Consider the following 23,169-nt stretch of genomic DNA (forward strand, 5'->3'; position numbering starts at 1 on the left):
TTGTCAGCATGAACCTTCCGTTGTACAATCATGTCAAATGTACACATAAAGGGTCGTGATGACATGTCTTTTAAAAAGCAAGCAACAGTAATGAGTAGCAATGCTGTGCTTGGTGTGTTTACGTGTTACTTATACCTCTACTTTTGGATCTTCCTATCAATGGCGGCTCCGATTTTCAATATTAAAGCTCTATTGAGCCTCATCATTTCACTTACGCTATTTGGTGTCCTTAATGTTCTTTTAATTGGACGAGGACAAAAAAGAGAGTGGTTGTATGCTTTTTTAACATACTTCGGAGCCATTGCTTTATTTGTAGGCATCTTTTGGGCTTATTGATTAATAAAGAAAAAGGACGAAATCCAGCAGATTTCGTCCTTTTTTTATGCGTCTGATTGATTGTTTTTCATAGTACGAATAAACGCTTCATCCGGTGTAACAAAAAGTGTCTTCTGATTGTCATAGGTAACAAAACCAGGCTTAGCCCCGTTTGGTTTCTTAACATGACGGATCAACGTGTAATCTACTGGGACAGAAGAGGAAGCCTTCGATTTACTGAAATAGGCAGCGAGTAAAGCTGCTTCTTGCAGTGTCTCATCACTCGGATCCTCACTTCTGATCACCACATGTGACCCAGGGATATCTTTCGTGTGTAACCAATAGTCATTGCGGTTAGCCATGCGCGTGGTTACATATTCATTTTGCTTGTTGTTCTTTCCGACTAGGATGGTTGTGCCATCAGTTGATATATACGTTTCAGGCTTAGGTGCTTGTGGTTTCTTTTTCTTCTTTTGTGGTTTTGCTTTCATATAGCCTTCTTCACGTAGCTCTTCTCTTATTTCCTCAACATCCTCTTCACGGGCTGATTCAATTTGTTGGATAAGTTGATCGAAGTAAGCAATTTCTTCTTTTGCTTTTTCGATTTCTGTTTGCACAACTTCTTTAGATTTTTTCATCTTTGAATAGGTAGCAAAGTAACTTTGTGCGTTTTCACTCGGAGTTTTATTAGGGTTTAACTCAATCGTTCGTTCCCCTTGTTCTGGGTCGTAATAATCAACGACTGTGACGGACGCATCCCCTTGTTTAACAAGATGCATATGAGCCGTCAATAGTTCTCCTTGCCGCTGAAATTCATCTGCTTTTTCGGCTTTTTGAAGGGTTTCTTCATGTTTTTTGATTTTACGAATGTTTTTATCACGTTCATTCTTCATAAAACGAGCAAGATCACCAGCTTGCTGCTTGACACGGTCTCGTTCTGCTTTCCCGCTATAGTAGGCATCAAGAAGTTCACTGACTGTGTTATACGTTTCTGTTTCAGCTTGAATAGATTCTAAAGGAAGAACGTAAAATTGTTCCTTCTGTCCTCTAAATAACTGAGGCGTATAATCATGTTGGATGAGCTGCTCTTGAATACGACTAAATGTTGCCTGATAAGTAGAAGCGGAGCCGAGACGAGCTCTATAATTAATCTCTGTCGCAATCATAGGTGAAAAGCCCATGAGAATGCCCATGATTTGTTTATCCATACGCCCAGAATTAAAGTCTAGTTTTTTCACAAAGACTTCTGGTTCTAGAGTAAGTGGGTTTGTCTTTCCTTGATCAGGAGGCCGGCGGTACGAGTGACCTGGTAGCACTGTACGGTAGCTGCTTTGAGAAGGAGAGACGTGTTTAATGCTGTCTAAAATCATGTCTCGTTCCTGATCAACTAAAATAATATTACTATGCTTACCCATGATTTCCATCACGAGAGTTTTGGTTGTTTCATCACCAATTTCGTCTTTTCCACGGACTTTGATTTGAATGACGCGCTCCATTTCAAGCTGTTCGATGGACTCAATAAATCCACCGACTAAGTGCTTGCGGAGAAGCATACAAAACATTGGCGGTTCTTTTGGATTTTGATACGTATCTTCTGTCACATGTATTCGAGCGTAGGAAGGGTGTGCTGAGAGTAAGAGACTGTGGTTTTTTCCTTTGCTACGAATCGTGACAATAAGTTCGGTTTGCGTTGGCTGATAGATCTTCATAATTCGTCCGGGAGTTAACATTTCCATTAATTCGTGTGTGACTGCCCGGGTGACAACGCCATCAAAAGACATGGTAATCACCTCACAATATACCGATTATAGCATTTTTTTGGACGAGTCTGAATAGATATAGCATAGACTCATCACTTTCAGGAGGAATGTTACGTGAATTGGTATCAATATAGTGCTGAGAATCTAGCGGAGAAGCTAGATGTAAATATGGACAAGGGACTCTCTTCAAAGCAAGCAGAGAGCCGCTTGAAAAAGCTTGGTCCCAATAAGTTAGAAGAGGGAAAATCAATCAATGTTCTGTTGTTATTTTTCCGCCAGTTTCAGGATTTCATGGTTCTTGTCCTTCTAGCAGCCACTCTCATTTCGGGATTACTCGGGGAATATGTGGATGCGGTTGCCATTATGGCTATAGTGTTTGTGAACGCAGTACTTGGTTTTTTTCAGGAACAGAAGGCGGAGAAGTCACTATCTAAACTAAAGGAACTTTCTGCCCCTCATGCTCAAGTATTGAGGGATGGGAGCTGGATTAAGGTTCCTTCTGCAGATCTTGTAATGGGAGATATCGTAAAAGTCACAAGTGGAGATCGTTTGAGTGCAGATCTTCGATTAATCAAGACGAGTGGGCTCGAGGTGGAGGAATCTTCTTTAACAGGTGAGTCACTTCCAGTGCTTAAGCATGAAAATCACTTAATGGATGAAACACTTGAACTTGGGGATCAGGCAAATATGGCTTTTTCAGGAACACTCGTAACTAGGGGCAGCGGGGTTGGAGTTGTGGTAGGGACTGGTATGAAAACGGCAATGGGACAGATCGCTTCGTTGCTCGTTCAAACATCGAGAAAGCCAACGCCTCTTGAGCGAAAGTTGGCTGAACTAGGGAAGATTCTGATCTTTACTGCCCTTTTGTTAACAGCGTTTGTTGTCGTTGTAGGCGTTTATCGTGGGCACCCATTATATGAAATGTTTTTAGCTGGTGTCTCTTTAGCGGTTGCCGCCATTCCAGAAGGGCTGCCTGCCATTGTTACAGTTGCGTTGTCACTTGGAGTTCAACGGATGATTAAGAAAAAGGCAATTGTCAGGAAGTTGTCAGCTGTTGAAACGTTAGGCTGCGCCTCCGTTATCTGTTCAGACAAGACGGGAACGATGACAGAAAATCAAATGACTGTAAAGCAAGTAAGTACGATAGAGGATCATTTGTACGTGACAGGCGAAGGGTATGATCCGTTTGGTGCATTTTTTGAACGGGATATTGAAACCAACGTGAGGGAAATTCCGGGGATTAATCGTATGCTTTTATACGGGTCGCTCTGTAACCACGCCAGTATCTTGAAGCGGGATGATCGATATTTGGTGGATGGAGATCCGACAGAAGGGGCTTTAAAAGTTGTCGGATATAAGGCAGGGATAACAGAAGAACAAATGAAGGAATGGAAGGTCACATACGAAATCCCTTTTGATTCAGATCGAAAGCGTATGACGGTAATTGCAGAGCATCAGAACGGGGAACGTGTCGTTATCGTCAAAGGTGCGCCGGATGTATTATTACCTCGCAGTACATCCATTTATTCTTCAAGTGGGCAACGCCCGTTAAAACCTAAGGATGAAAGAGAAGTTGAAAATATTCTTAGTACAATGACTAATCAGGCCCTTCGTACAATTGCCATTTGCTATAAAACGCTAAAAAAAGGTCAATCATACAATAACTTTGAACTTGAAAAAGATCTGACCTTCATGGGGATAACCGGGATCATTGATCCTCCTCGTAAAGAAGTGAAGCGGGCCATAGATGACTGCCGTCAAGCTGGCATTAAAACCGTGATGATTACAGGAGACCATGCTAAAACAGCCCATGCGATTGCCAGGGATCTCGAATTAATGCCTGAAGGTGGACGAGTTGTAGAAGGGGCTCAGTTATCTTCAATGAGTGACGATCAATTAGAGGCTATTATTGATGAAACATACGTATTTGCACGTGTAACTCCTCACCATAAATTGAGAATTGTGAATGCGTTTCAAAATCGAGGCCATGTCGTTGCTATGACGGGGGATGGAGTAAATGATGCTCCTGCCATTAAAGCTAGTGATATCGGCATATCAATGGGGCAGAGCGGAACAGACGTTGCGAAAGAAGCTTCTTCTCTTGTTCTTCTAGACGATAACTTTGCAACCATTCGTTCAGCCATTCAAGAAGGCAGAAACATTTATGAGAATATACGCAAATTCATTCGGTATTTGCTAGCTTCAAATGTGGGAGAGATTTTAGTGATGCTTTTTGCGATGTTTCTTGCGCTCCCATTACCATTAGTACCTGTTCAGATTCTATGGGTGAATCTTGTTACAGACGGGTTGCCGGCTATGGCACTTGGATTAGATCAATCAGAACGTAATGTAATGAAACGACCTCCACGAAGCCCTGGAGAAGGAGTTTTTGCAAGAGGACTTGGCTTTAAAATCATTTCAAGGGGATTTATGATTGGAATTGTTACACTAATCGCCTTTATGATGGCCTACCAGGGAAATCCGGAAAGGTTGCTATATGCACAAACGGTGGCTTTTAGCACGTTAGTCGTCGCTCAACTTATTCATGTTTTTGATTGCAGAAGTGAACGCTCAGTCTTTGCCCGAAATCCTTTTTCTAATCTGTATTTACTAGGGGCCGTTTTATCTTCAGTATTGCTCATGCTTGTGGTCATTTATTATGATCCACTTCACGAGGTCTTCCATACAATGGACCTTCCTATAAGGGATTGGCTGTTTATTACTGCTTTAGGAGCAATCCCGACGTTTTTGTGGGGGTTTTCTAAAAAATAGCATAAAATAGTTAGAAAGCATTCTTCTTTAGAAGAATGCTTTTTATGTTTTTTTTATTCCTGGGGAACGATGAAGTAATAATGTAAATAAGGTTACACTAGTTCATAAAGACTTTAGCAAAGCTATATAGGGCCCCTATAATCACACTTTACTAATAAAATTATGAGGGAAATTAAGATTTTGTATTGAAATATATCTAAAAAACGAATATTATTATCAATGTTTGTTATTATCATTCGTAAAAGCAGGTGAAAGATGTTGAATCGTTTTTTTAAATTAAATGAAAATGGAACTACGGTCCGAACAGAAATCAATGCAGGGATTACCACATTCCTCACAATGGTTTATATTATATTTGTCAATCCAGTTATCCTTGGAAATGCTGGTGTGCCATCTGGACAAGTGTTTATGGCTACTATTATTTCAGCTCTAGTCGGAACGCTGCTTATGGCATTACTCGCAAATTACCCAATCGCCATCGCACCAGGGATGGGGTTAAATGCCTATTTTGTTACGGTCGTCACAAAATATGGATTATCGTACACCATCGTTTTTGGGGCTGTGTTTATTGCAGGTGTTATTTTCCTTTTACTTAGTTTTACAAGTTTACGCGAGAAATTAATTGAAGCTATTCCTAATTCACTAAAATTTGGAATCACTTCTGGAATTGGTTTGTTTATTGCCTTTTTAGGCCTTCAGTTTAGTGGGATTATTGTTGATGGAGGAGAAGCGGGACTTTTAACCCTTGGTAACCTTCAAGCGCCAAATACGCTATTATCCATTGCAGGATTATTTATCACGCTGATCTTAATGGCCCGAAATGTAAAAGGGGCTCTCTTTTATGGGATTGTCATTACAGCCATCATTGCGTACTTTACCAATCAGCTTCAGTTTAATGGATTTATGTCTATGCCACCAACGCCAGTATTCTTCGAAATGGATATTGCCGGGGTCTTTACTGAGGGACTATATGCTGTTGTGTTTGCCTTTTTATTAGTTACAATCTTTGATACGACAGGAACGTTAGTTGGAGTAGCAGAACAGGCAGGATTTATGAAAGATGGGAAAATGCCTAAAGCTAGACCTGCGCTAATGGCAGACGCCATTGCTACAACGGTTGGCTCTACATTTGGCTCAAGCCCTTCTACCGCTTATGTTGAATCAACCTCAGGTGTAGCTGCTGGAGGACGAACAGGATTAACCTCTCTAGTCATTGCAGGGTTGTTCTTCCTTTCGATGTTCTTCTCTCCATTTATTCAAGCCATCTCTGGAGTTTCTGCTATTACAGCACCAGTCCTTATCATTGTAGGTTGTTTTATGATGGAAGGATTATCAAGAGTCGACTGGAAAAGCTTTGATGAAGCCTTCCCAAGCTTTATTATAATCTTAACAATGCCTCTTACTTCAAGCATTGCCACAGGTATTGCAATGGGCTTTATAACGTACCCATTATTAAAGGTAGTAAGTGGTAAAGGAAAAGATGTTTCTTGGCTTTTATATTTATTCGGTATTTTGTTTGCGATTCAGCTAGTATTTTTCCCGGCTCACTAAATAGTAGTCAGAACTGCTCCTTTTTAAAGGGGCAGTTTTTATTATAGATACACCTTAGTTCTTTTAACGTGTCTTGGGTATGTTAGAATAGGATATAATCTTTAATAAGAGGTGGGATGGTATGGTTAGAAGTATGACTGGCTATGGAAGAAGTAGTAGGACAATCCAAGAAACGAGCATTACAGTTGAAATAAAGACGGTAAATCATCGTTTTTTAGATATTACCCCTAAGATGCCAAGGTCTCTCCTTTATCTTGAAGAGAAAATCAAAAAAGCATTACAGCATCCTTTCATAAGAGGACGTGTTGAATTATTTATTACGATTGAAGGAAATGCGCTTACAAAACGTCAAGTGAAAACAGACTGGGAGCTACTCGATCAATACATACAGCAATTAAAAGAAGCGAAAGAACGATATGGTTTACAAGAAGAAATTTCGGTAAATGTCTTGACGAAGCTCGAAGATCTGTTTACTATTCAAGAGTTAGAGGAACACGAAGACCGTATGGAATCAGTTATTCTTTCATGTGTGAATGAAGCTGCTGAGAAAGTGGTTTCAATGCGTGTGAGAGAAGGAGAGGCCTTACAAGAGGACCTTAAGGACCGCTTGAATAAGGTCGCTACGATTGTGGAAGATTTAAGAAGTCGAAGACCATTAGTTGTACAAGAAACACAGGAGCGTATTAAATCAAGAATTGAAGAATATGCTCAACAAGCCCTTCCATTAGAGGAATCACGACTCCTCCATGAAGTAGGGTTACTAGCTGAAAAAGGTGATATAGCAGAAGAAATTACGCGTTTGTATAGTCACACTGATCAGTTTGTTACAACTTTAGATGTAGACGATTCCATCGGACGCAAACTTGATTTCATCGTTCAAGAAATGAACAGGGAAACCAATACAATAGGCTCTAAATCAACGGATTCAAAAATTAGTGAATGGGTAGTATTATTAAAGAGTGAAATAGAAAAAATAAAAGAACAAGTACAAAATGTTGAATAATGATTGAGTTTATCATAAAATTTTTCATATAATTATAGTATTCATATGTACTATTGAATGGTTTTTAGATGATGAAGGAGGAGCCACATTGAGCTTACGACTAATCAATATTGGGTTTGGTAACGTAGTTTCCGCAAACCGTATCATTTCCATCGTGTCACCAGAATCAGCGCCAATCAAAAGAATTATAACCGTTGCTCGGGATAATAATAAATTGGTAGATGCTACATACGGCCGCAGGACGCGTGCGGTAATTATTACTGACAGCGATCATGTTGTGTTATCAGCTGTTCAACCTGAAACTGTGGGTGGACGCGTTACAAGTCATGACGATATGTCAGAAGAAGGGTAGGAGCTTTATTGTGATAGACGAGAAAGGGATTTTATTTATTTTGTCCGGTCCTTCCGGAGTTGGAAAGGGGACAGTAAGGAAGTCTCTTTTTGAAAAGGATACAGATCTGAAATATTCTATTTCGATGACAACCAGATCTCCACGAGAAGGGGAAGTAGATGGTGTTGATTACTTCTTTAAGAGTAAAGAGGAATTTGAAACGCTAATCGAGAATAAAAAGTTGATTGAATATGCTCAGTACGTGGGAAATTATTATGGAACGCCGAAAGATTATGTTGAACAACAACTTGAAGCTGGTAATGATGTATTCCTTGAAATTGAAGTCCAGGGCGCATTACAGGTGAAAGAAAACTTCCCTCAAGGAGTTTTTGTATTCTTAATCCCACCAAGTCTTGAGGAATTAAAAGACCGCATTATTAGTCGCGGTACAGAAACAGAAGAATTGGTTCGAAATCGTTTAGCAGCAGCAAAAGAAGAAATTGAAATGATGGATTATTACGATTATGTAGTAGTCAACGATCAAATTGATCGTGCGGTAGATACCGTTCAGTCCATTGTAAGAAGTGAACACTGCAAGCGAGATCGAGTAGCTAAACAATACAAACAAGCATTGGAGCGTGATGATTCATGATGTTAGAACCATCCATTGATTCTCTTATGGAATCCATTAATTCAAAGTATACGTTAGTAACGATTTCAGCTCGACGAGCACGTCAAATGCAAGAAACAAACAAGTATTTAATTGACTCTTTTGATTCAAAGAAATACGTGGGGATTGCACTTGAAGAAATTAAAGAAGGCAAACTTCATTATAAACACGAAGAATAACAACCTTACTAAGGTTGTTATTTTTATGTAGATGGGAAGGATGGGTAATCATGCTTAAAGGAAAGAAGGTTGTCTTAGGTGTCTCAGGTGGTATAGCGGCTTATAAAGCTTGTGCTTTAACGAGTAAACTTGTCCAAGCGGGTGCAGATGTCACCGTCATTATGACAAGCAGTGCAACAGAGTTCGTCACGCCTTTAACGTTTCAGGCATTGTCACGAAATCCGGTTTATACTGATACATTTGATGAAAAGATTCCTGAACAAATCTCACATATTGATGTAGCCGATTGGGCTGATTTGATAATTCTTGCCCCTGCTACAGCCAATCTTATAGGGAAAGTTGCAAATGGGATAGCTGATGACATGCTTACGACAACCTTATTAGCAAGTGAGGCTCCTGTGTATGTAGCACCCGCTATGAACGTGCATATGTATGCCCACCCCGCTGTTCAAAACAATTTAAAAAAACTCGAAACATATGGCTATCGTTTTATAGAACCTGGTGAAGGTTATTTAGCTTGTGGGTATGTTGGGAAGGGTCGATTAGAAGAACCTGAAACCATTGTCTCAGTATTGGAGCAGCAAGAAAGTCTCTCACTTCCCCTTAAAGGTAAGAAGGTTCTCGTTACAGCGGGACCAACGCGTGAAAGGGTGGACCCTGTCCGGTTCTTTACAAACTTTTCAACAGGAAAAATGGGTTATGCATTTGCGCAAAAAGCTAGAGAGCTTGGAGCTAACGTCATCCTTGTCTCAGGCCCTGTGACAATTGATCCACCTAGTGGTATAAAGGTTATTCAGACCGAGTCAGCTCAAGAAATGTATGAAGCGGTTATGAAAGAACTAGACAATGTAGATGTTGTCATTAAGACTGCCGCTGTAGCTGATTATCGTCCTGCTGTGTTTCATGATCAAAAGATGAAGAAAAAAGAAGGGCCTTTATCGATTGAGATGGAGCGTACTAAAGACATTTTAGGTGAGATTGGGAAGGTTAAAACGGATCAATTTGTAGTTGGATTTGCAGCAGAAACCAATGAACCGATACATTACGGGAAGCAAAAGCTCGCTAAAAAGAATGCGGATGCGATTGTTGTGAACAATGTAGCTGAAGCAGGAGCTGGTTTTGGTGCAGACACAAACGTCGTAACTTACTTAAATAAACATGGGTTAGAATGGAGCCTTCCTCTTCAATCAAAAGAAGACGTAGCGCACAAAATTTTAATTCAGGTGTCAGATGAGCTAAAGGATGGTCAGAAGTGAATATTGCACGAGTCATTGTAGATGTGCCTACAAGTCAAACCAATCGTCCATTTGATTATAAAATACCAGAGCACCTTATGGGTGTCGTAACTCCTGGTATGCGCGTCATTATACCTTTTGGGCCGCGAAAGATCATGGGGTTTGTCTTACAGGTGACAGATCAGACCAGTTTTAGCCGCTTAAAATATATACAAGATGTGATGGATTTAACACCAGTCTTAACCCCTGAACTTATACAACTTGGCAGGTGGATCTCAGAGTCAACGCTTTGCTTCTATGTTTCAGCTTACCAAGCTATGCTCCCTCAATTGCTGAAAGCGAAGTATGAGAAAGAGCTCTGGCTTTTGGCTGAACAAGATTCTATACCAGAAGAATTAGATCCTTTATTTGGGGGAAGAGGCGTTATCCCTTATGAAGAAATTGAAGCTTCTCCTATGACGTATTCTAAGCTTCAAAAGTATATTCAAGAAGGCGTCGTAGAGGTTCATTACAAAGTAAAGGGCAAAGAAACAAAGAAAAAAGAAATGTATATTGTGCCTGCTGTGCCTCCGCATCACTTAGAAGAGATCTATCATGACACTCCTAAACAAGCTAAGAAACAACGTTTAATACTTGCATATTTTATTGATTATCCGGATGAAATTTTGCAAAAAGCTTTACTAGAAGAATTGAAGACAACAAGAGCCTCTTTAAAGCCATTGCTTGAAAAAGGAATTTTGAAGACTGTTTCAAAAGAAGTGTATCGTGATCCTTATGAACAAAGAGAGTATGAAAGGACCCAGCCTTTTCCCTTAACTGAGGAGCAGCAAGAAGCTATTGAACCTGTTCTCGCTTCAATTGAGGAGAAACGACATGTGCCCTTTCTTCTTCACGGTGTAACGGGGAGCGGTAAGACAGAAGTGTATCTTCAGTCCATTCAACAGGTGCTCGATGAAGGTCGTGAAGCCATTGTACTTGTCCCTGAAATTGCCCTTACCCCTCAAATGGTAGAGCGTTTTAAAGGACGTTTTGGTTCAAGAGTGGCCGTACTACATAGTGCCTTATCTGCAGGTGAAAAGTTTGATGAGTGGAGAAAGATTCAACGAAAAGAGGTGCAGGTAGCTGTGGGGGCTCGCTCCGCTATATTTGCCCCTTTTGAGAAGATCGGCATTATTATTATTGATGAGGAACACGAATCTAGTTATAAGCAAGAAGACTATCCGAGATACCACGCCAGGGATGTAGCCATTGAGCGAGGAAAGTATCATAATTGCCCTGTTGTACTAGGAAGTGCGACTCCAACCCTCGAATCGTTCGCAAGGGCACAAAAAGATGTCTATCAACTTCTGACATTGAAAAAGCGAATGAACAATGCCAGCATGCCAGAAGTCGAGCTTGTCGACATGAGAGAGGAACTCCATGCTGGAAATCGGTCGATGTTCTCAATTAAGCTTCGAGAGAAAATAGAAGACCGCATTCAAAAAGGGGAGCAGGTCGTGCTCTTTCTAAATAGACGTGGGTATTCTACATTTGTCATGTGCCGAGATTGCGGAGAGGTCAAAGAATGCCCTCATTGTGATATTGCTTTGACATATCACAGGAAAGCAGAACGATTAAAGTGCCATTATTGTTCCCATGAAGAGCCTATGCCAAAGACATGTCCGAGCTGTGAGAGTGATACCATTCGCTACTTCGGTACTGGAACTCAAAAAGTAGAGGAGTCTCTCCAACAACTCATACCTGAGGTCAGAATTATTCGAATGGATGTAGATACAACTCGTCGAAAAGGTTCACATGAAAGATTGTTAACGAAATTCGCGGAGAAGGAAGCGGATGTTTTATTAGGGACTCAAATGATTGCTAAGGGGTTGGACTTTGGCAACGTAACCCTTGTTGGCGTTTTAGCTGCAGACTCATTGCTACACCTTCCTGACTTTCGCTCCTCAGAGAAAACGTTTCAGTTATTAACTCAGGTTAGTGGCCGTGCCGGAAGACATACGCTACCTGGTGAGGTTATTGTCCAGAGTTATACACCTGAGCACTACAGTATTGAAATGGCAAGTCAGTATGATTTCGAAGCTTTCTATAAGAAGGAAATGAAAATGAGGAAAACGTTCCGTTATCCTCCTTATTACTTTTTGACCCTTTTAACTGTATCTCATCCTAACCATTTGTACACAATGGATGTAACGCAGAAGATGGTGCAATTCTTGCGTGATCACCTATCGGATCAAGCGATTATTTTAGGTCCTACACCATCACCGCTGACCAGGATCAAAGATAGATATCGATATCAATGCATGATAAAATATAGAGATGAACCTACATTACACAAGGTCATGAATCGACTATTTCAAATATATGAGGACGCTATTCAACAAAAGGATTTGCAGCTCACAATCGATTTTCAACCGTACCAGCTAATGTAAGAAAGGAGATGTTGAAATGAAGCGTATCGTATTTATGGGGACGCCTGATTTTGCTGTACCCGTTTTACAACAATTAATTGCAGATCAATATAATGTGGTGGCTGTAGTCACCCAGCCAGACCGACCGAAAGGGAGAAAGAGGGAAATGACGCCACCACCTGTTAAAGTAGAAGCAGAGCGGCACCATATTCCTGTTCTTCAGCCTGAAAAGATCAAGCATGAATATAAAGATGTATTAGAGTATAATCCAGACCTTATTGTCACAGCTGCATTTGGTCAAATCTTACCAAAAGAATTATTAGAGGTGCCGGAGTATGGCTGTATAAACGTCCATGCATCGATTCTCCCTGAACTAAGAGGAGGAGCGCCGATCCACTACTCTATACTTGAAGGTAAGAAAGAAACTGGTGTCACTATTATGTATATGGTAGAAGCCCTAGATGCAGGGGACATTCTTTCAAAGCGTACAGTAGCGATTGAAGAGGAAGACCACGTTGGTACCCTTCACGATAAGCTTTCAGAAGTGGGGGCAGCACTCTTGCACGACACATTACCTGAATTACTGGATGGTAAGATCACGCCTGTTAAACAGGATGAAAGTCAGGTAACGTTTGCTTCTAATATAAAACGTGAGCAAGAACGTATTAATTGGAATCAAGATGCGGAGACGGTTTACAATCACATACGCGGGTTACACCCATGGCCTGTAGCGTTTACAACTTGGAACGGTAAGCCCATGAAAGTTTGGTGGGGAGTTAAAGTTCAAGACAATTTTGCTGGAAAGCCAGGGGAAGTAGTTCGTTTAGATGAAGATGGATTTGTAGTCGTTTGCGGAAACGGCATGGGAATTAAATTAACAGATATCCAACCTTCTGGGAAAAAACGAATGAGTGCAGGTGACTTTCTAAGAGGGGCAGGTCAATCCCTTCAAAAAGGGGACCTACTAGGTGAAGAAAATGAGTGAAATGGCTCTTAGAAACGCAGCATTAGATATTGTAAGTCGTGTTGGTGAAAATGGGGGATATAGCCATCTTTTAATTCATCAAACAATCGAAAAAAGAGGTCTCTCCGATCGAGATACCTCTTTATTAACGGAAATTGTTTACGGCACGATCCAACGAAAGGATACGTTAGATTACTACATCACACCATTTGTCAAGAATAAGAAGAAGTTAAAACCTTGGGTGCTTTGGCTTCTTTATATGTCCTGTTATCAGATGGTTTACTTAGAGCGTGTGCCGGACCATGCTATTATTCATGAAGCCGTCGAGATTGCGAAGAAACGCGGACATAAGGGCATTGTTTCAATGGTAAATGGAGTGCTCAGAAACCTTCAAAGAAAGGGAGTGCCCTCTCTTGATCAGATTGATGACCCTATTGAACGAGTTGCCATTGAAACAAGTCACCCCAAATGGATGGTCAAACGTTGGAGTGACATGTATGGCCTTGAAGAAACGGCTAAAATGTGCCGACAGAATCTCGAAAGACCGACAATGTCTGTTCGTGTGAATACAACACGTTTCTCAAGAGATCAAGTGATGGAGACGCTAAAAGAAGATGGATTTGACTGCGAAGAATCGATTCTTTCTCCGCAAGGGATTATCATTTTCTCAGGTAACATTCTACACCACTCCATTTTTAAAGAGGGCGGCGTAACCGTTCAAGATGAAAGTTCAATGCTTGTCGCTGAAATGATGAACCTAGAAGAGGGCATGCATGTGCTTGATTCTTGTAGTGCTCCTGGTGGGAAATCGACTCATATAGCTGAGAAGATGAACAATACAGGTCAGGTAGCTTCTTTTGATCTTCACAAGAAGAAAGTAAAGCTCGTAGCAGAAAAGGCGAACCAGCTAGGGTTAACGAATATCTCCACAGCCCAGGCAGATGCGAGACACCTTCCTGAGTTAATCGGGGCTGAATCGTTTGACAGGGTACTATTAGATGCTCCGTGTTCTGGCCTTGGTGTTGTTAGGGGTAAACCAGACATTAAATATTCGAAAACAGAAGACGATATTGATTCATTATCTGCTATTCAAAAAGAGCTTCTTGAATCCGTCAGCGCATTAATGAAAAAACATGGTACACTAGTATATAGCACTTGTACGGTAGATCGGCAGGAGAACGAAGAAGTCATCCAATCTTTTTTAAGCCGTCATCCTGATTTTGAAGTGGACAAAGCTTTCTTTAATGAATTACCTGAAGAATGTAAGGATCTCCCTGGTATCAGTGAATGGGGCCTTCAACTTTTCCCTCAAGACTTTGATACGGATGGGTTCTTCTTAACACGCCTTAAGCGCAAACAATAAGAAGTATTATAAAAATATTTCGACTCTTTTTGGGTACCTATGATTAAGAGGTACTCAAAAGGGGAATTTTTTGTAAAAGATGATAATGCAACAATAGAGATTCGTAGAAATGCTTTCTGGATGAAGCGCTTCTGCTAAAAGTTTATGTGTTGGATGAAAATGGGTAGTCAGTTTAAAGACTTCTCATTTTAAGAATGGTAAACTGACAAGTAATGAACGGGAATTAAAAACGGATAGAAGCCTTCATTAGCTTCTATCGTATTCAGTTTTAATTTAGAGACGAGGTGAAACCCATGAATGGTTATTTTTTAACGGACAAAGGACAAGTCCGGAGCCATAATGAGGATGCTGGGGGAATTTTCTTTAACCAACATAGTCAGGTGTTAGCCGTCGTAGCAGACGGGATGGGTGGGCATAGAGCTGGAGACGTAGCAAGTAATATTGCAACGACTTCTTTACATAACAAGTGGTTTGATGCTCAACCAATCTCTACAGCAGAAGAAGCAGAAAGTTGGCTGCAAGAGACTGTTAAAAGTGTGAACCAAGAATTATTCCAATATGCTCTAAATCATGAAGAATGCAAAGGGATGGGCACAACCATTGTGGCAGCTATTTGTACACAAGAATTCGTTTCTGTTGCTCATATTGGAGATAGCCGCTGCTATCTTTCTAATGAGTTTGGCTTTAAGCAAATAACTGAAGATCACTCTTTGGTTAATGAACTTGTAAGAGCCGGTCAAATTTCTAAAGAAGATGCTGAACACCATCCAAGAAAAAACGTTTTATTAAAAGCGCTTGGTACAGAGTCCGAAACGAGTGTAGACATTAATACAGTCATCTGGGAAGAAGACGATAAGTTGTTACTTTGTTCAGATGGATTATCTAATAAAATGGCAGATGAGGAGCTTGTTGAGTTTGTACAAGAACCCCTCCCTCTTGAGAAAGCGGCTGAAAAACTTGTAACCATTGCAAATGAGCGCGGGGGAGAAGATAATATTTCGTTAGTGCTCGTTCATCATGATGCACCAGCGGAAGAGGGTGTGTCTTAATGCTTAATGGACATCTCTTGAATGATCGTTATGAGATTAAAGAAACGATTGGTGGCGGAGGGATGGCGAACGTCTATTTAGGGCGAGATACAATCCTGAACCGTGACGTAGCTATCAAAGTACTTCGTTTAGAATACGCTAACGATGACGAATTTATAGCCAGGTTTCGAAGAGAAGCGCATTCTGCAACGAGTTTGTCACATCCTAATATAGTTAACATATATGATGTGGGTGAAGAAGAACATATCTATTATATGGTAATGGAGTATGTAGATGGGATGACATTAAAGCAGTACATACAGTCATATGGCCCCCTCGATGTTCAAGAATCTCTTGATATTACGAAACAAATTACAGCCGCCATTACCCATGCTCATGATAATCATATTGTACACAGAGATATTAAACCTCAAAATATATTAATTGATGAATACAAACAAGTAAAAGTGACGGATTTCGGTATTGCGATGGCTTTAAGTGCGACATCATTAACGCAAACCAACTCCGTTTTAGGTTCGGTTCATTACCTGTCCCCTGAACAAGCAAGAGGGGGTATGGCGACCAAAAAGTCTGATATCTATTCTATTGGAATTGTCTTGTTCGAAATGCTTACGGGACGCCTCCCATTTTCTGGGCAATCGCCTGTTTCCATAGCTTTGAAACACTTGCAGAGTGAGACCCCTTCCATGAAAAGATGGAATCCAAACGTGCCTCAAAGTGTGGAGAATATTGTATTAAAGGCAACGGCGAAAGACCCTTTTCATAGGTACGGAGAAATATCAGAAATCGATGAAGACATCGAAACAGCCATGCTTCCTGAAAGGCAAGATGAGCCTAAATTTTCGGTTCCTTTAGACGATGATGAAGAAGTCACTAAAGCAATTCCAATTATTACGAATGATGCTTATCAATCTGAACGAACAGAGGATACTATTATACACCAGACCGACCATACGGAAGTTAGAGCTAACTCTGAGCCCGAATCCCCCGAAAAGCAGCCGTCAAAGAAAAAGCGGAAGTGGAAAGGGTGGGTCTTTGGAATTTTATTCACTTTAATTGGAGCAGGGGTCTTGGCCTTATTTCTTATTCCGGCATTCATGATACCGGATGACGTTGAAGTGACGGATGTAAGCGGGTTGGAGTACGAGGAAGCCCTTAGTCAGCTAATGGAGCTTAACTTGAAAGTTAACCGTGAAGGTGTGAATTCTAATGAAGTAGAAGAAGGAAAGGTCATTCGGACCGAACCGGAAGCTGGTTCAACCGTAAAGGAAGGTTCTGAAATAACGGTTTACTCTAGTTTAGGCAAGGAGAAAGAAGAATTTAAGGATTACGCAGGATCATCTTACGAGGAAACTAAGAAAGAATTAGAGGAGAAAGGGTACAAAAATATTTATCCAAACTTCGAGAATTCATCTGAATACGAAGAAGGTATGATTATTTCTAATGCTAATCCAATAGCAGGGGAAATGGTTCTTCCAGAAGAAACACCTGTCGTGTTTAGGGTTAGTAGTGGTCCAGAAGAAATTGATGTTCCGGGCGTGACAGGAAGCTCTATAGAGGAAGCCAAGTCAACTTTAGGAGATAAACTTAAGCTAGAAGAAGCTGGGCAAGAGTTTAGTACATCGGTTCCTAAAGGTCAAATTATTCGACAAGAGCCCTCTGCTAATCAAGAAGTTGTGGTAGGCTCAACCGTGAAAGTATGGGTTTCAAAAGGACAAGAGCCCCCTTCATATAAGACTATAACGAAGGAATATACGGTAGAAGTCGAACAAAATTCTACTCAAGATGACGATCAGTCAGAAGGTACTACCGGGGAAGACAACGGGGGGCAAGGCGAGCAGAATGAACAACCACAAGCCCCTGTTGAGAAAACGGTTAAAATCTATATCGATGATGAAAATGAAACGATGGATACGCCATATATTGATGAGACAATTACGAAAACGAAAACATTCACGATCCCATTACGGGTGAAACAAGGTTCACCCGCTACTTACAGAGTAGACGTAGACGGTGATACGGTGAAAAAAGAAGAAGTATCCTATGAAGAAGGTGAAGCTGAATAGATGTTAAAGGGCAAAATTGTAAAAGCGCTCAGTGGCTTTTATTATGTGCAGGATGGAAATTCTGTTTATCCATGTAAAGGAAGAGGGAACTTTCGTAAGCGAAAGATCACTCCACTAGTGGGAGATAACGTTTCTTTTGAGATGGATGAGAATGAAGAAGGCTATATTCTAGATATAGACGAAAGAAAGAATGAATTAGTCCGTCCTCCTATCTCAAATATTGACCAGGCTATGATCGTAGCTTCTGTTGTAGAGCCAGAATTTCGAACCATTTTAATGGACCGTTTCCTGGTGCTGATCGAATCCAAAAATATTACCCCTATTATTGTATTAACAAAGACGGATCTTGTAGATGAAGAAGAGCTCGAGAAATTAGCCTCTTATAAAAGGGACTATGAGAAGTTAGGGTATACCGTAATTATTGGCTCCTCAAAAGAGGAAGATGGTTTACAAGATATTACCCCATATTTGGAAGGGAAAACAACCGTCATCGCAGGGCAATCAGGAGTTGGAAAGTCTTCCATGTTAAATTCCCTTAAGCCCCATCTTGATCTTGAAACAAATGATATTTCTAGGAGCCTTGGACGAGGGAAGCACACGACCCGTCATGTTGAATTAATCGAAATGTATGGAGGATTAATTGCAGATACTCCAGGGTTTAGCTCTCTTGAGTTTCAAGAATTAGAATATGACGAATTGCCGGATTGTTTTCCTGAAATGCGTGAGCACGGTGAATATTGCAAATTTCGAGGATGTTTACACAATAAAGAGCCAAAATGTGCAGTTAAAGCAGCCGTAGAAGAAGGTGAAATTCCAACTTACCGCTATGAACATTACTTACAGTTCTTAGAAGAAATACAAAATAGGAAGCCGAGGTATTAAGTTATGACGAAAATTGCACCATCGATATTATCTGCTGACTTTGCAAAGTTAGGAGAAGAAATCAAAGATATAGAAAAAGGTGGAGCCGAGTATGTACACGTGGACGTAATGGATGGTCATTTTGTTCCAAATATTACAATCGGACCACTCATTGTAGACGCGATTAAACCACATACGAACTTGCCGCTTGATGTTCATTTAATGATTGAGAATCCTGACCAGTATATTGCTCAGTTTGCTTCAGCTGGAGCAGATATTATCTCAGTTCATCAGGAGGCTTGTCCGCACCTCCATCGCACCATCCAGCTAATTAAGTCAGAAGGAGTCAAGGCTGGGGTTGTCATTAATCCAGCTACTCCTGTAGAGATGATTAAACCGGTTCTAGCAGATGTTGACTTAGTTCTTCTTATGACTGTAAACCCTGGTTTTGGCGGTCAGAAGTTCATTGAAAGTGTGGTTCCTAAGATTAAAGAAGTAGCAAGCCTTCGAGGAGAGAATGGCTATCACTTTGAAATTGAAGTTGATGGCGGAGTTAAAGAAGGGACAGCCAACACGTGTGTAGAAGCAGGGGCAGATGTTCTTGTGGCTGGAAGTGCAGTTTTTAATAAAGAAGATCGAGGCGAAGCCATTCAAGCGTTGTTGGCTTCTCGCGTTTAATTCTTTTCTTACGTGGTCGGGATGAGGCATTTCCTGACTTCGATTAAAATGAACAAGTCGATAAAAAAGGCTGACCCTTTAGGAATGGGCTCAGCCTTTTTTCATAGACTGTAGAAAGGGTGTAATCATGAAAGGAATCGCAATTGTTGGGGGAGGGCCAGGTGAACATATCCCTGCGTTACACCGATATAAGGAAGAGGAACTTACTTGGATTGGGGCAGATCGCGGAGCTATCACCCTTGTGAATGAAGGCATCTCCCCTGATTATGCCGTTGGAGACTTTGATTCTGTATCGAAAGAAGAGTTAGAAGAAATTAAACATTCATCAAAGGAATTTACTAAACACCCTGCTGAAAAAGATGAGACGGATTTAGAGATTGCAGTTCGTAAAGCTTTATCCTTGGAAGCGGAGGTTATTTATTTCTTTGGAGTTACTGGGGGAAGGCTTGATCATGCTTTAACTAATTTGCAGATTCTTGCACCTCTTGAGAATCAGGGGATCAAGGGAGTTGTGATTGATAAAGGAAATTGGGTTGAATGTAAATCACCAGGAAGGCATGAGGTTTTCAATGACCCTGATTACCCCAATATTTCTTTTATCCCATTCACTCCTGAAGTACGTGGATTAACACTAGGCGGTTTTTATTATCCTTTAGAAAATGCCTATGTTCCATGGGGCTCTACGCTGTGTGTGTCGAATAAGCTTATTTCAGAAAAAGGTACTTTTTCATTTGAGCATGGCATACTATTACTAATAAAGAGCCGAGATGTACTAAGTGAATCCAGGAAGTCCTAAGGCTATGAAAGGTCATTGTATGTTAGAGGAGGGGGACCAGTTGAAATTTTATACCATTAAACTCCCACGCTTCATTGGTGGTTTCGTGCGCGTCATCATAGGTACCTTCAAAAAAGACTAACGGCGTACGGCGTCTAAAATGTTCTTATTCGTTGTAATCCTTTATCTGTGAAATACAAAAAAAGCACCCCGAAGGGTGCTTTTTTTGTATGGTAAAATGGGTAGCGATTAAACGCGTTGGATTTTACCGGATTTAAGAGCACGTGTTGAAACGTAAACTTTTTGAGGTTTACCATCGATCATAACACGTACTTTTTGTACGTTTGATTTAAATTGACGTTTACTAGCGTTCATAGCGTGTGAACGGTTGTTTCCAGTAGTTGTTTTACGGCCTGTAACGACACATTTACGACTCATAATTTTCCCTCCTACTTGCACTAAAGCTTTCATGTATATCTTCAAATACTTATTTAATTTATCATACAGCCATGAAGATTTCAACAGGTTTGACGAAATATATCAAGAAAAGTCACTTGACAGATAAAATGTTTTCGTCCATTGTTAAATAGGGTTTTCATGAGCTTTTACACAAGAAGCTTTTCTTTTTGTGTAGTTTTTTGCAATTTGTGTCGGATTTCTTCCAGACAACCAGTACTTTTAAATTCAGTCTCGTTATAGTAAAATGACGTTAAGTATGGAAGAGAACGAAGGAGGATCCAATATGTCCATTGATTTAAATACAAATTTTGGTCATGTAACCATTACAAACGAAGTCATTGCTACCGTTGCAGGTGGTGCAGCTGTAGAATGTTACGGAATTGTAGGTATGGCTTCAAAGAATCAAATTAAAGATGGCCTTACTGAAATACTGCGAAAAGAAAACTTCGCTCGCGGAGTAATCGTGCGTCAGGAAGAAGAAGAAACACATATTGATATGTATATTATCGTAAGCTATGGAACAAAGATTTCAGAGGTTGCCTCTAATGTACAATCACAAGTGAAATATACATTAAATAAAACAGTTGGCTTGTCCGTAGACTCTGTAAATATTTACGTTCAGGGTGTGCGTGTTTCAAATGATTAATTGACAAGTTAGTGGATGATGAAGGAGGAAGTCGGAGTGACGATAAGGACGTTAGATGGAGCAACGTTTGCAGAAATGGTGCTCTCCGGAGCAAACCATTTAACAAACAATGCGAATATGATCGACGCTCTTAATGTATTCCCTGTTCCAGATGGAGATACAGGTACAAATATGAATTTATCAATGACATCAGGAGCGAATGAAGTAAGGAATGTACAAGCTGACCATGTCGGTGAAGTAGCAAAAAGCTTAGCGAAAGGTTTGTTGATGGGGGCACGCGGAAATTCAGGTGTTATCTTATCCCAACTTTTCAGAGGTTTTTCGAAAGCTATTGAAGATAAAGAAACCATTACAACAGTTGACTTTGCAGAAGCAATGAACCAGGGTGTTAAGACTGCTTATAAAGCCGTAATGAAACCTGTAGAAGGAACGATCCTTACCGTTGCTAAAGATTCTGCTGAAGCCGCTTACAAAATTGCGGAGCAGGAAGAAGACATTGTAGTCTTTATGGAAGAGATGATTAACCACGCAAAATCTTCCTTAAAGCGTACTCCAGAGCTATTACCTGTTCTGAAAGAAGTTGGAGTAGTGGATAGTGGTGGCCAAGGTCTAGTTACGATCTATGAAGGATTCCTAGCTAATTTAAAAGGTGAGGAATTGCCAGCTACAAACGAAGCCGGACCAACTATGAATGATATGGTTAATGCCGAACACCATAAACTTGCTCAGGACTATATGAGTACAGATGAAATTGAATTTGGTTACTGTACTGAATTTATGGTGAAATTCGAACAAGAGAAATTATCTCAACACCCTTATGATGAAGAAGCATTCAGACAAGACTTAAGCAAACTTGGTGATTCGTTGCTTGTAGTTTCTGATGAAGAACTCATCAAAGTCCATGTGCATGCTGAAACACCAGGTGACGCCTTAACACTAGGACAACGTTACGGAAGTCTTGTGAATATGAAGATTGAGAATATGCGTGAACAGCACACTTCTATTGTAGGTGAACAAAAGAAAGAACAGCCTGTGAAGAAAGAAAAGGCTGACTTCGCGATTGTAACCGTTGCGATGGGTAGTGGCATTAAAGAAATGTTTGAAAGTCTTGGAGCTACTGTTGTCATTGAAGGTGGACAAACTATGAATCCAAGTACACAAGACATTACAAATGCAATTGAAGAAGCACATGCGAAAAAAGTCATCGTACTACCGAATAACAAGAATATCGTAATGGCAGCTGAACAAGCTGCGGAGCTTGCTGATGATCATGTTGTCGTGGTTCCGACAAAGACGGTTCCACAAGGTATGAGTGCACTGCTTGCCTTCCATCCGGAACAATCGATTGAAGATAATCAAGAAGGAATGAAGGAAGCTGCTAATTCCGTTAAAACAGGTCAGTTAACGTATGCTGTACGTGACACCCAGATTGATGGAATGACGATTGAAAAAGGGAATTTCATGGGCATTTTAGAAAGTAGCATTTCTTCTACCCATCAGGATAAACTTGAAGCTGCAAAACAACTTCTTCGAGACATGATTGATGAAGAAGAAGATGAAATTCTCACCATCCTGCAAGGTGAGGACGCCACTTCAGAAGAAGTAGAGGCGCTTGAAAGCTTCTTAGAAGAAAACTTTGAGGACCTCGAAGTAGAAGTTTATAAGGGTAATCAACCGATCTATTCCTTTATTTTCTCTGTTGAATAAGAGGTTGAAGAAGATGAAGTAGTTCGATGGAAGGGAGCAAGACGCGTGGCTCTTCAATCGGACTGCTTTTTATTTTACTTATGCCATTTATATGGAGGTTCTTAAAAATTGGCTGTGTTAAAGTTGGTTGTTGATTTTTTACACGTTACATTTTAGTCCCTAATATGGAGTGCCGGAAAGTGAGTATGTTTCCGTTAGCGTTAGTCTGAGCGTAAGGTGGTTCGGGAAATCACTCGCTTCCCCATACACCCTAAGCACTAGTCAGTGAAGACGGCCCCATCTAAACTTAAATATCTCAGCTTTGGGTATTGAACAATCCTATAAAATAACAACACTAATATAACAGAACCTAAAAATTAAAAGAGCATTGAACCGAA

21 protein-coding genes are annotated in these 23,169 nt (G+C 40.5%); 19 read left to right on the forward strand and 2 right to left on the reverse strand.

The features are described 5' to 3' along the window. The first annotated feature begins 30 nt into the window (after window positions 1-30). Window positions 31-336, forward strand: coding sequence for a hypothetical protein (locus LQ226_RS02630; protein WP_231416291.1), 306 nt, complete (start codon window positions 31-33; stop codon window positions 334-336). A 44-nt stretch (window positions 337-380) separates the two neighbouring features. On the opposite strand, the gene LQ226_RS02635 is transcribed toward LQ226_RS02630, so the two are convergent. Beyond that, window positions 381-2,096 (reverse strand): Rqc2 family fibronectin-binding protein, encoded by a 1,716-nt coding sequence (locus tag LQ226_RS02635; RefSeq protein ID WP_231417551.1) that lies wholly within the window; start codon window positions 2,094-2,096, stop codon window positions 381-383. Between the two features lie 93 nt (window positions 2,097-2,189). Here LQ226_RS02635 and LQ226_RS02640 point away from each other — a divergent pair, with 93 nt between their 5' ends. The 16 genes from LQ226_RS02640 (at window position 2,190) to spoVM (ending at window position 20,122) form a co-directional block, all read left to right on the forward strand. Next, a complete protein-coding gene (locus LQ226_RS02640) occupies window positions 2,190-4,847 on the forward strand; it encodes a calcium-translocating P-type ATPase, SERCA-type (protein ID WP_231416292.1) in 2,658 nt (885 codons plus the stop codon). A gap of 255 nt (window positions 4,848-5,102) precedes the next feature. After that, a complete protein-coding gene (locus LQ226_RS02645) occupies window positions 5,103-6,398 on the forward strand; it encodes an NCS2 family permease (protein ID WP_231416293.1) in 1,296 nt (431 codons plus the stop codon). 121 nt (window positions 6,399-6,519) lie between these two features. Next, window positions 6,520-7,401, forward strand: a complete 882-nt coding sequence (locus tag LQ226_RS02650; protein ID WP_231416294.1) for a YicC/YloC family endoribonuclease — start codon at window positions 6,520-6,522, stop codon at window positions 7,399-7,401. An 88-nt stretch (window positions 7,402-7,489) separates the two neighbouring features. Beyond that, on the forward strand, window positions 7,490-7,753 hold the full coding sequence (gene remA, locus LQ226_RS02655) for an extracellular matrix/biofilm regulator RemA (RefSeq protein ID WP_036778562.1): 264 nt from the start codon (window positions 7,490-7,492) through the stop codon (window positions 7,751-7,753). Between the two features lie 10 nt (window positions 7,754-7,763). Continuing rightward, a complete protein-coding gene (gene gmk, locus LQ226_RS02660) occupies window positions 7,764-8,384 on the forward strand; it encodes a guanylate kinase (RefSeq protein WP_231416295.1) in 621 nt (206 codons plus the stop codon). Then, window positions 8,381-8,581 (forward strand): DNA-directed RNA polymerase subunit omega, encoded by a 201-nt coding sequence (gene rpoZ / locus LQ226_RS02665; protein ID WP_231416296.1) that lies wholly within the window; start codon window positions 8,381-8,383, stop codon window positions 8,579-8,581. Before gmk ends, rpoZ begins: the two co-directional genes overlap by 4 nt. Before the next feature lie 50 nt (window positions 8,582-8,631). After that, complete coding sequence (gene coaBC, locus LQ226_RS02670) at window positions 8,632-9,837, forward strand: bifunctional phosphopantothenoylcysteine decarboxylase/phosphopantothenate--cysteine ligase CoaBC (protein WP_231416297.1); 1,206 nt, start codon at window positions 8,632-8,634, stop codon at window positions 9,835-9,837. After that, on the forward strand, window positions 9,834-12,245 hold the full coding sequence (gene priA / locus LQ226_RS02675) for a primosomal protein N' (RefSeq protein WP_231416298.1): 2,412 nt from the start codon (window positions 9,834-9,836) through the stop codon (window positions 12,243-12,245). The genes coaBC and priA overlap by 4 nt, the downstream gene beginning before the upstream one ends. A gap of 16 nt (window positions 12,246-12,261) precedes the next feature. Continuing rightward, on the forward strand, window positions 12,262-13,209 hold the full coding sequence (fmt, locus tag LQ226_RS02680) for a methionyl-tRNA formyltransferase (protein ID WP_231416299.1): 948 nt from the start codon (window positions 12,262-12,264) through the stop codon (window positions 13,207-13,209). Then, window positions 13,202-14,551, forward strand: coding sequence for a 16S rRNA (cytosine(967)-C(5))-methyltransferase RsmB (gene rsmB / locus LQ226_RS02685; protein ID WP_231417552.1), 1,350 nt, complete (start codon window positions 13,202-13,204; stop codon window positions 14,549-14,551). Before fmt ends, rsmB begins: the two co-directional genes overlap by 8 nt. Before the next feature lie 293 nt (window positions 14,552-14,844). Continuing rightward, complete coding sequence (locus tag LQ226_RS02690; RefSeq protein WP_231416300.1) at window positions 14,845-15,600, forward strand: Stp1/IreP family PP2C-type Ser/Thr phosphatase; 756 nt, start codon at window positions 14,845-14,847, stop codon at window positions 15,598-15,600. Continuing rightward, window positions 15,600-17,666: a Stk1 family PASTA domain-containing Ser/Thr kinase gene (gene pknB / locus LQ226_RS02695; protein ID WP_231416301.1), complete on the forward strand. Its 2,067-nt coding sequence runs from the start codon at window positions 15,600-15,602 to the stop codon at window positions 17,664-17,666. Before LQ226_RS02690 ends, pknB begins: the two co-directional genes overlap by 1 nt. Next, entirely contained in the window at window positions 17,667-18,548 is an 882-nt protein-coding gene (gene rsgA / locus LQ226_RS02700) for a ribosome small subunit-dependent GTPase A (RefSeq protein ID WP_231416302.1), read from the forward strand. It abuts the gene before it with no gap. Between the two features lie 3 nt (window positions 18,549-18,551). Beyond that, the gene (gene rpe, locus LQ226_RS02705; protein WP_231416303.1) at window positions 18,552-19,205 is read left to right on the forward strand and encodes a ribulose-phosphate 3-epimerase; all 654 of its coding nucleotides are present in this window, start codon (window positions 18,552-18,554) and stop codon (window positions 19,203-19,205) included. A gap of 127 nt (window positions 19,206-19,332) precedes the next feature. Continuing rightward, a complete protein-coding gene (locus LQ226_RS02710; RefSeq protein WP_231416304.1) occupies window positions 19,333-20,001 on the forward strand; it encodes a thiamine diphosphokinase in 669 nt (222 codons plus the stop codon). A gap of 40 nt (window positions 20,002-20,041) precedes the next feature. Continuing rightward, on the forward strand, window positions 20,042-20,122 hold the full coding sequence (spoVM, locus tag LQ226_RS02715; RefSeq protein WP_019376515.1) for a stage V sporulation protein SpoVM: 81 nt from the start codon (window positions 20,042-20,044) through the stop codon (window positions 20,120-20,122). Window positions 20,123-20,229: 107 nt separating this feature from the next. Here spoVM and rpmB read toward each other — a convergent pair whose 3' ends face one another. Beyond that, window positions 20,230-20,418, reverse strand: coding sequence for a 50S ribosomal protein L28 (gene rpmB, locus LQ226_RS02720; RefSeq protein WP_231416305.1), 189 nt, complete (start codon window positions 20,416-20,418; stop codon window positions 20,230-20,232). Window positions 20,419-20,722: 304 nt separating this feature from the next. Between rpmB and LQ226_RS02725 the strand changes: the two genes are divergently transcribed. Continuing rightward, a complete protein-coding gene (locus LQ226_RS02725) occupies window positions 20,723-21,085 on the forward strand; it encodes an Asp23/Gls24 family envelope stress response protein (protein ID WP_188656032.1) in 363 nt (120 codons plus the stop codon). Between the two features lie 36 nt (window positions 21,086-21,121). Then, on the forward strand, window positions 21,122-22,792 hold the full coding sequence (locus tag LQ226_RS02730) for a DAK2 domain-containing protein (protein WP_231416306.1): 1,671 nt from the start codon (window positions 21,122-21,124) through the stop codon (window positions 22,790-22,792). Window positions 22,793-23,169 lie beyond the last annotated feature (377 nt).

This window comes from Pontibacillus sp. HN14 (assembly GCF_021129245.1).
GTDB lineage: Bacteria > Bacillota > Bacilli > Bacillales > BH030062 > Pontibacillus.

Bases quoted from the DNA above. Each gene is read 5' to 3' on its own strand.
- LQ226_RS02630 (WP_231416291.1), top strand. From the start codon at position 31: ATGTCAAATGTACACATAAAGGGTCGTGATGACATGTCTTTTAAAAAG.
- LQ226_RS02635 (WP_231417551.1), bottom strand. From the start codon at position 2,096: ATGTCTTTTGATGGCGTTGTCACCCGGGCAGTCACACACGAATTAATG.
- LQ226_RS02645 (WP_231416293.1), top strand. From the start codon at position 5,103: ATGTTGAATCGTTTTTTTAAATTAAATGAAAATGGAACTACGGTCCGA.
- LQ226_RS02650 (WP_231416294.1), top strand. From the start codon at position 6,520: ATGGTTAGAAGTATGACTGGCTATGGAAGAAGTAGTAGGACAATCCAA.
- rpoZ (WP_231416296.1), top strand. From the start codon at position 8,381: ATGATGTTAGAACCATCCATTGATTCTCTTATGGAATCCATTAATTCA.
- coaBC (WP_231416297.1), top strand. From the start codon at position 8,632: ATGCTTAAAGGAAAGAAGGTTGTCTTAGGTGTCTCAGGTGGTATAGCG.
- fmt (WP_231416299.1), top strand. From the start codon at position 12,262: ATGAAGCGTATCGTATTTATGGGGACGCCTGATTTTGCTGTACCCGTT.
- rsmB (WP_231417552.1), top strand. From the start codon at position 13,202: ATGAGTGAAATGGCTCTTAGAAACGCAGCATTAGATATTGTAAGTCGT.
- LQ226_RS02690 (WP_231416300.1), top strand. From the start codon at position 14,845: ATGAATGGTTATTTTTTAACGGACAAAGGACAAGTCCGGAGCCATAAT.
- pknB (WP_231416301.1), top strand. From the start codon at position 15,600: ATGCTTAATGGACATCTCTTGAATGATCGTTATGAGATTAAAGAAACG.
- rsgA (WP_231416302.1), top strand. From the start codon at position 17,667: ATGTTAAAGGGCAAAATTGTAAAAGCGCTCAGTGGCTTTTATTATGTG.
- rpe (WP_231416303.1), top strand. From the start codon at position 18,552: ATGACGAAAATTGCACCATCGATATTATCTGCTGACTTTGCAAAGTTA.
- LQ226_RS02710 (WP_231416304.1), top strand. From the start codon at position 19,333: ATGAAAGGAATCGCAATTGTTGGGGGAGGGCCAGGTGAACATATCCCT.
- rpmB (WP_231416305.1), bottom strand. From the start codon at position 20,418: ATGAGTCGTAAATGTGTCGTTACAGGCCGTAAAACAACTACTGGAAAC.
- LQ226_RS02725 (WP_188656032.1), top strand. From the start codon at position 20,723: ATGTCCATTGATTTAAATACAAATTTTGGTCATGTAACCATTACAAAC.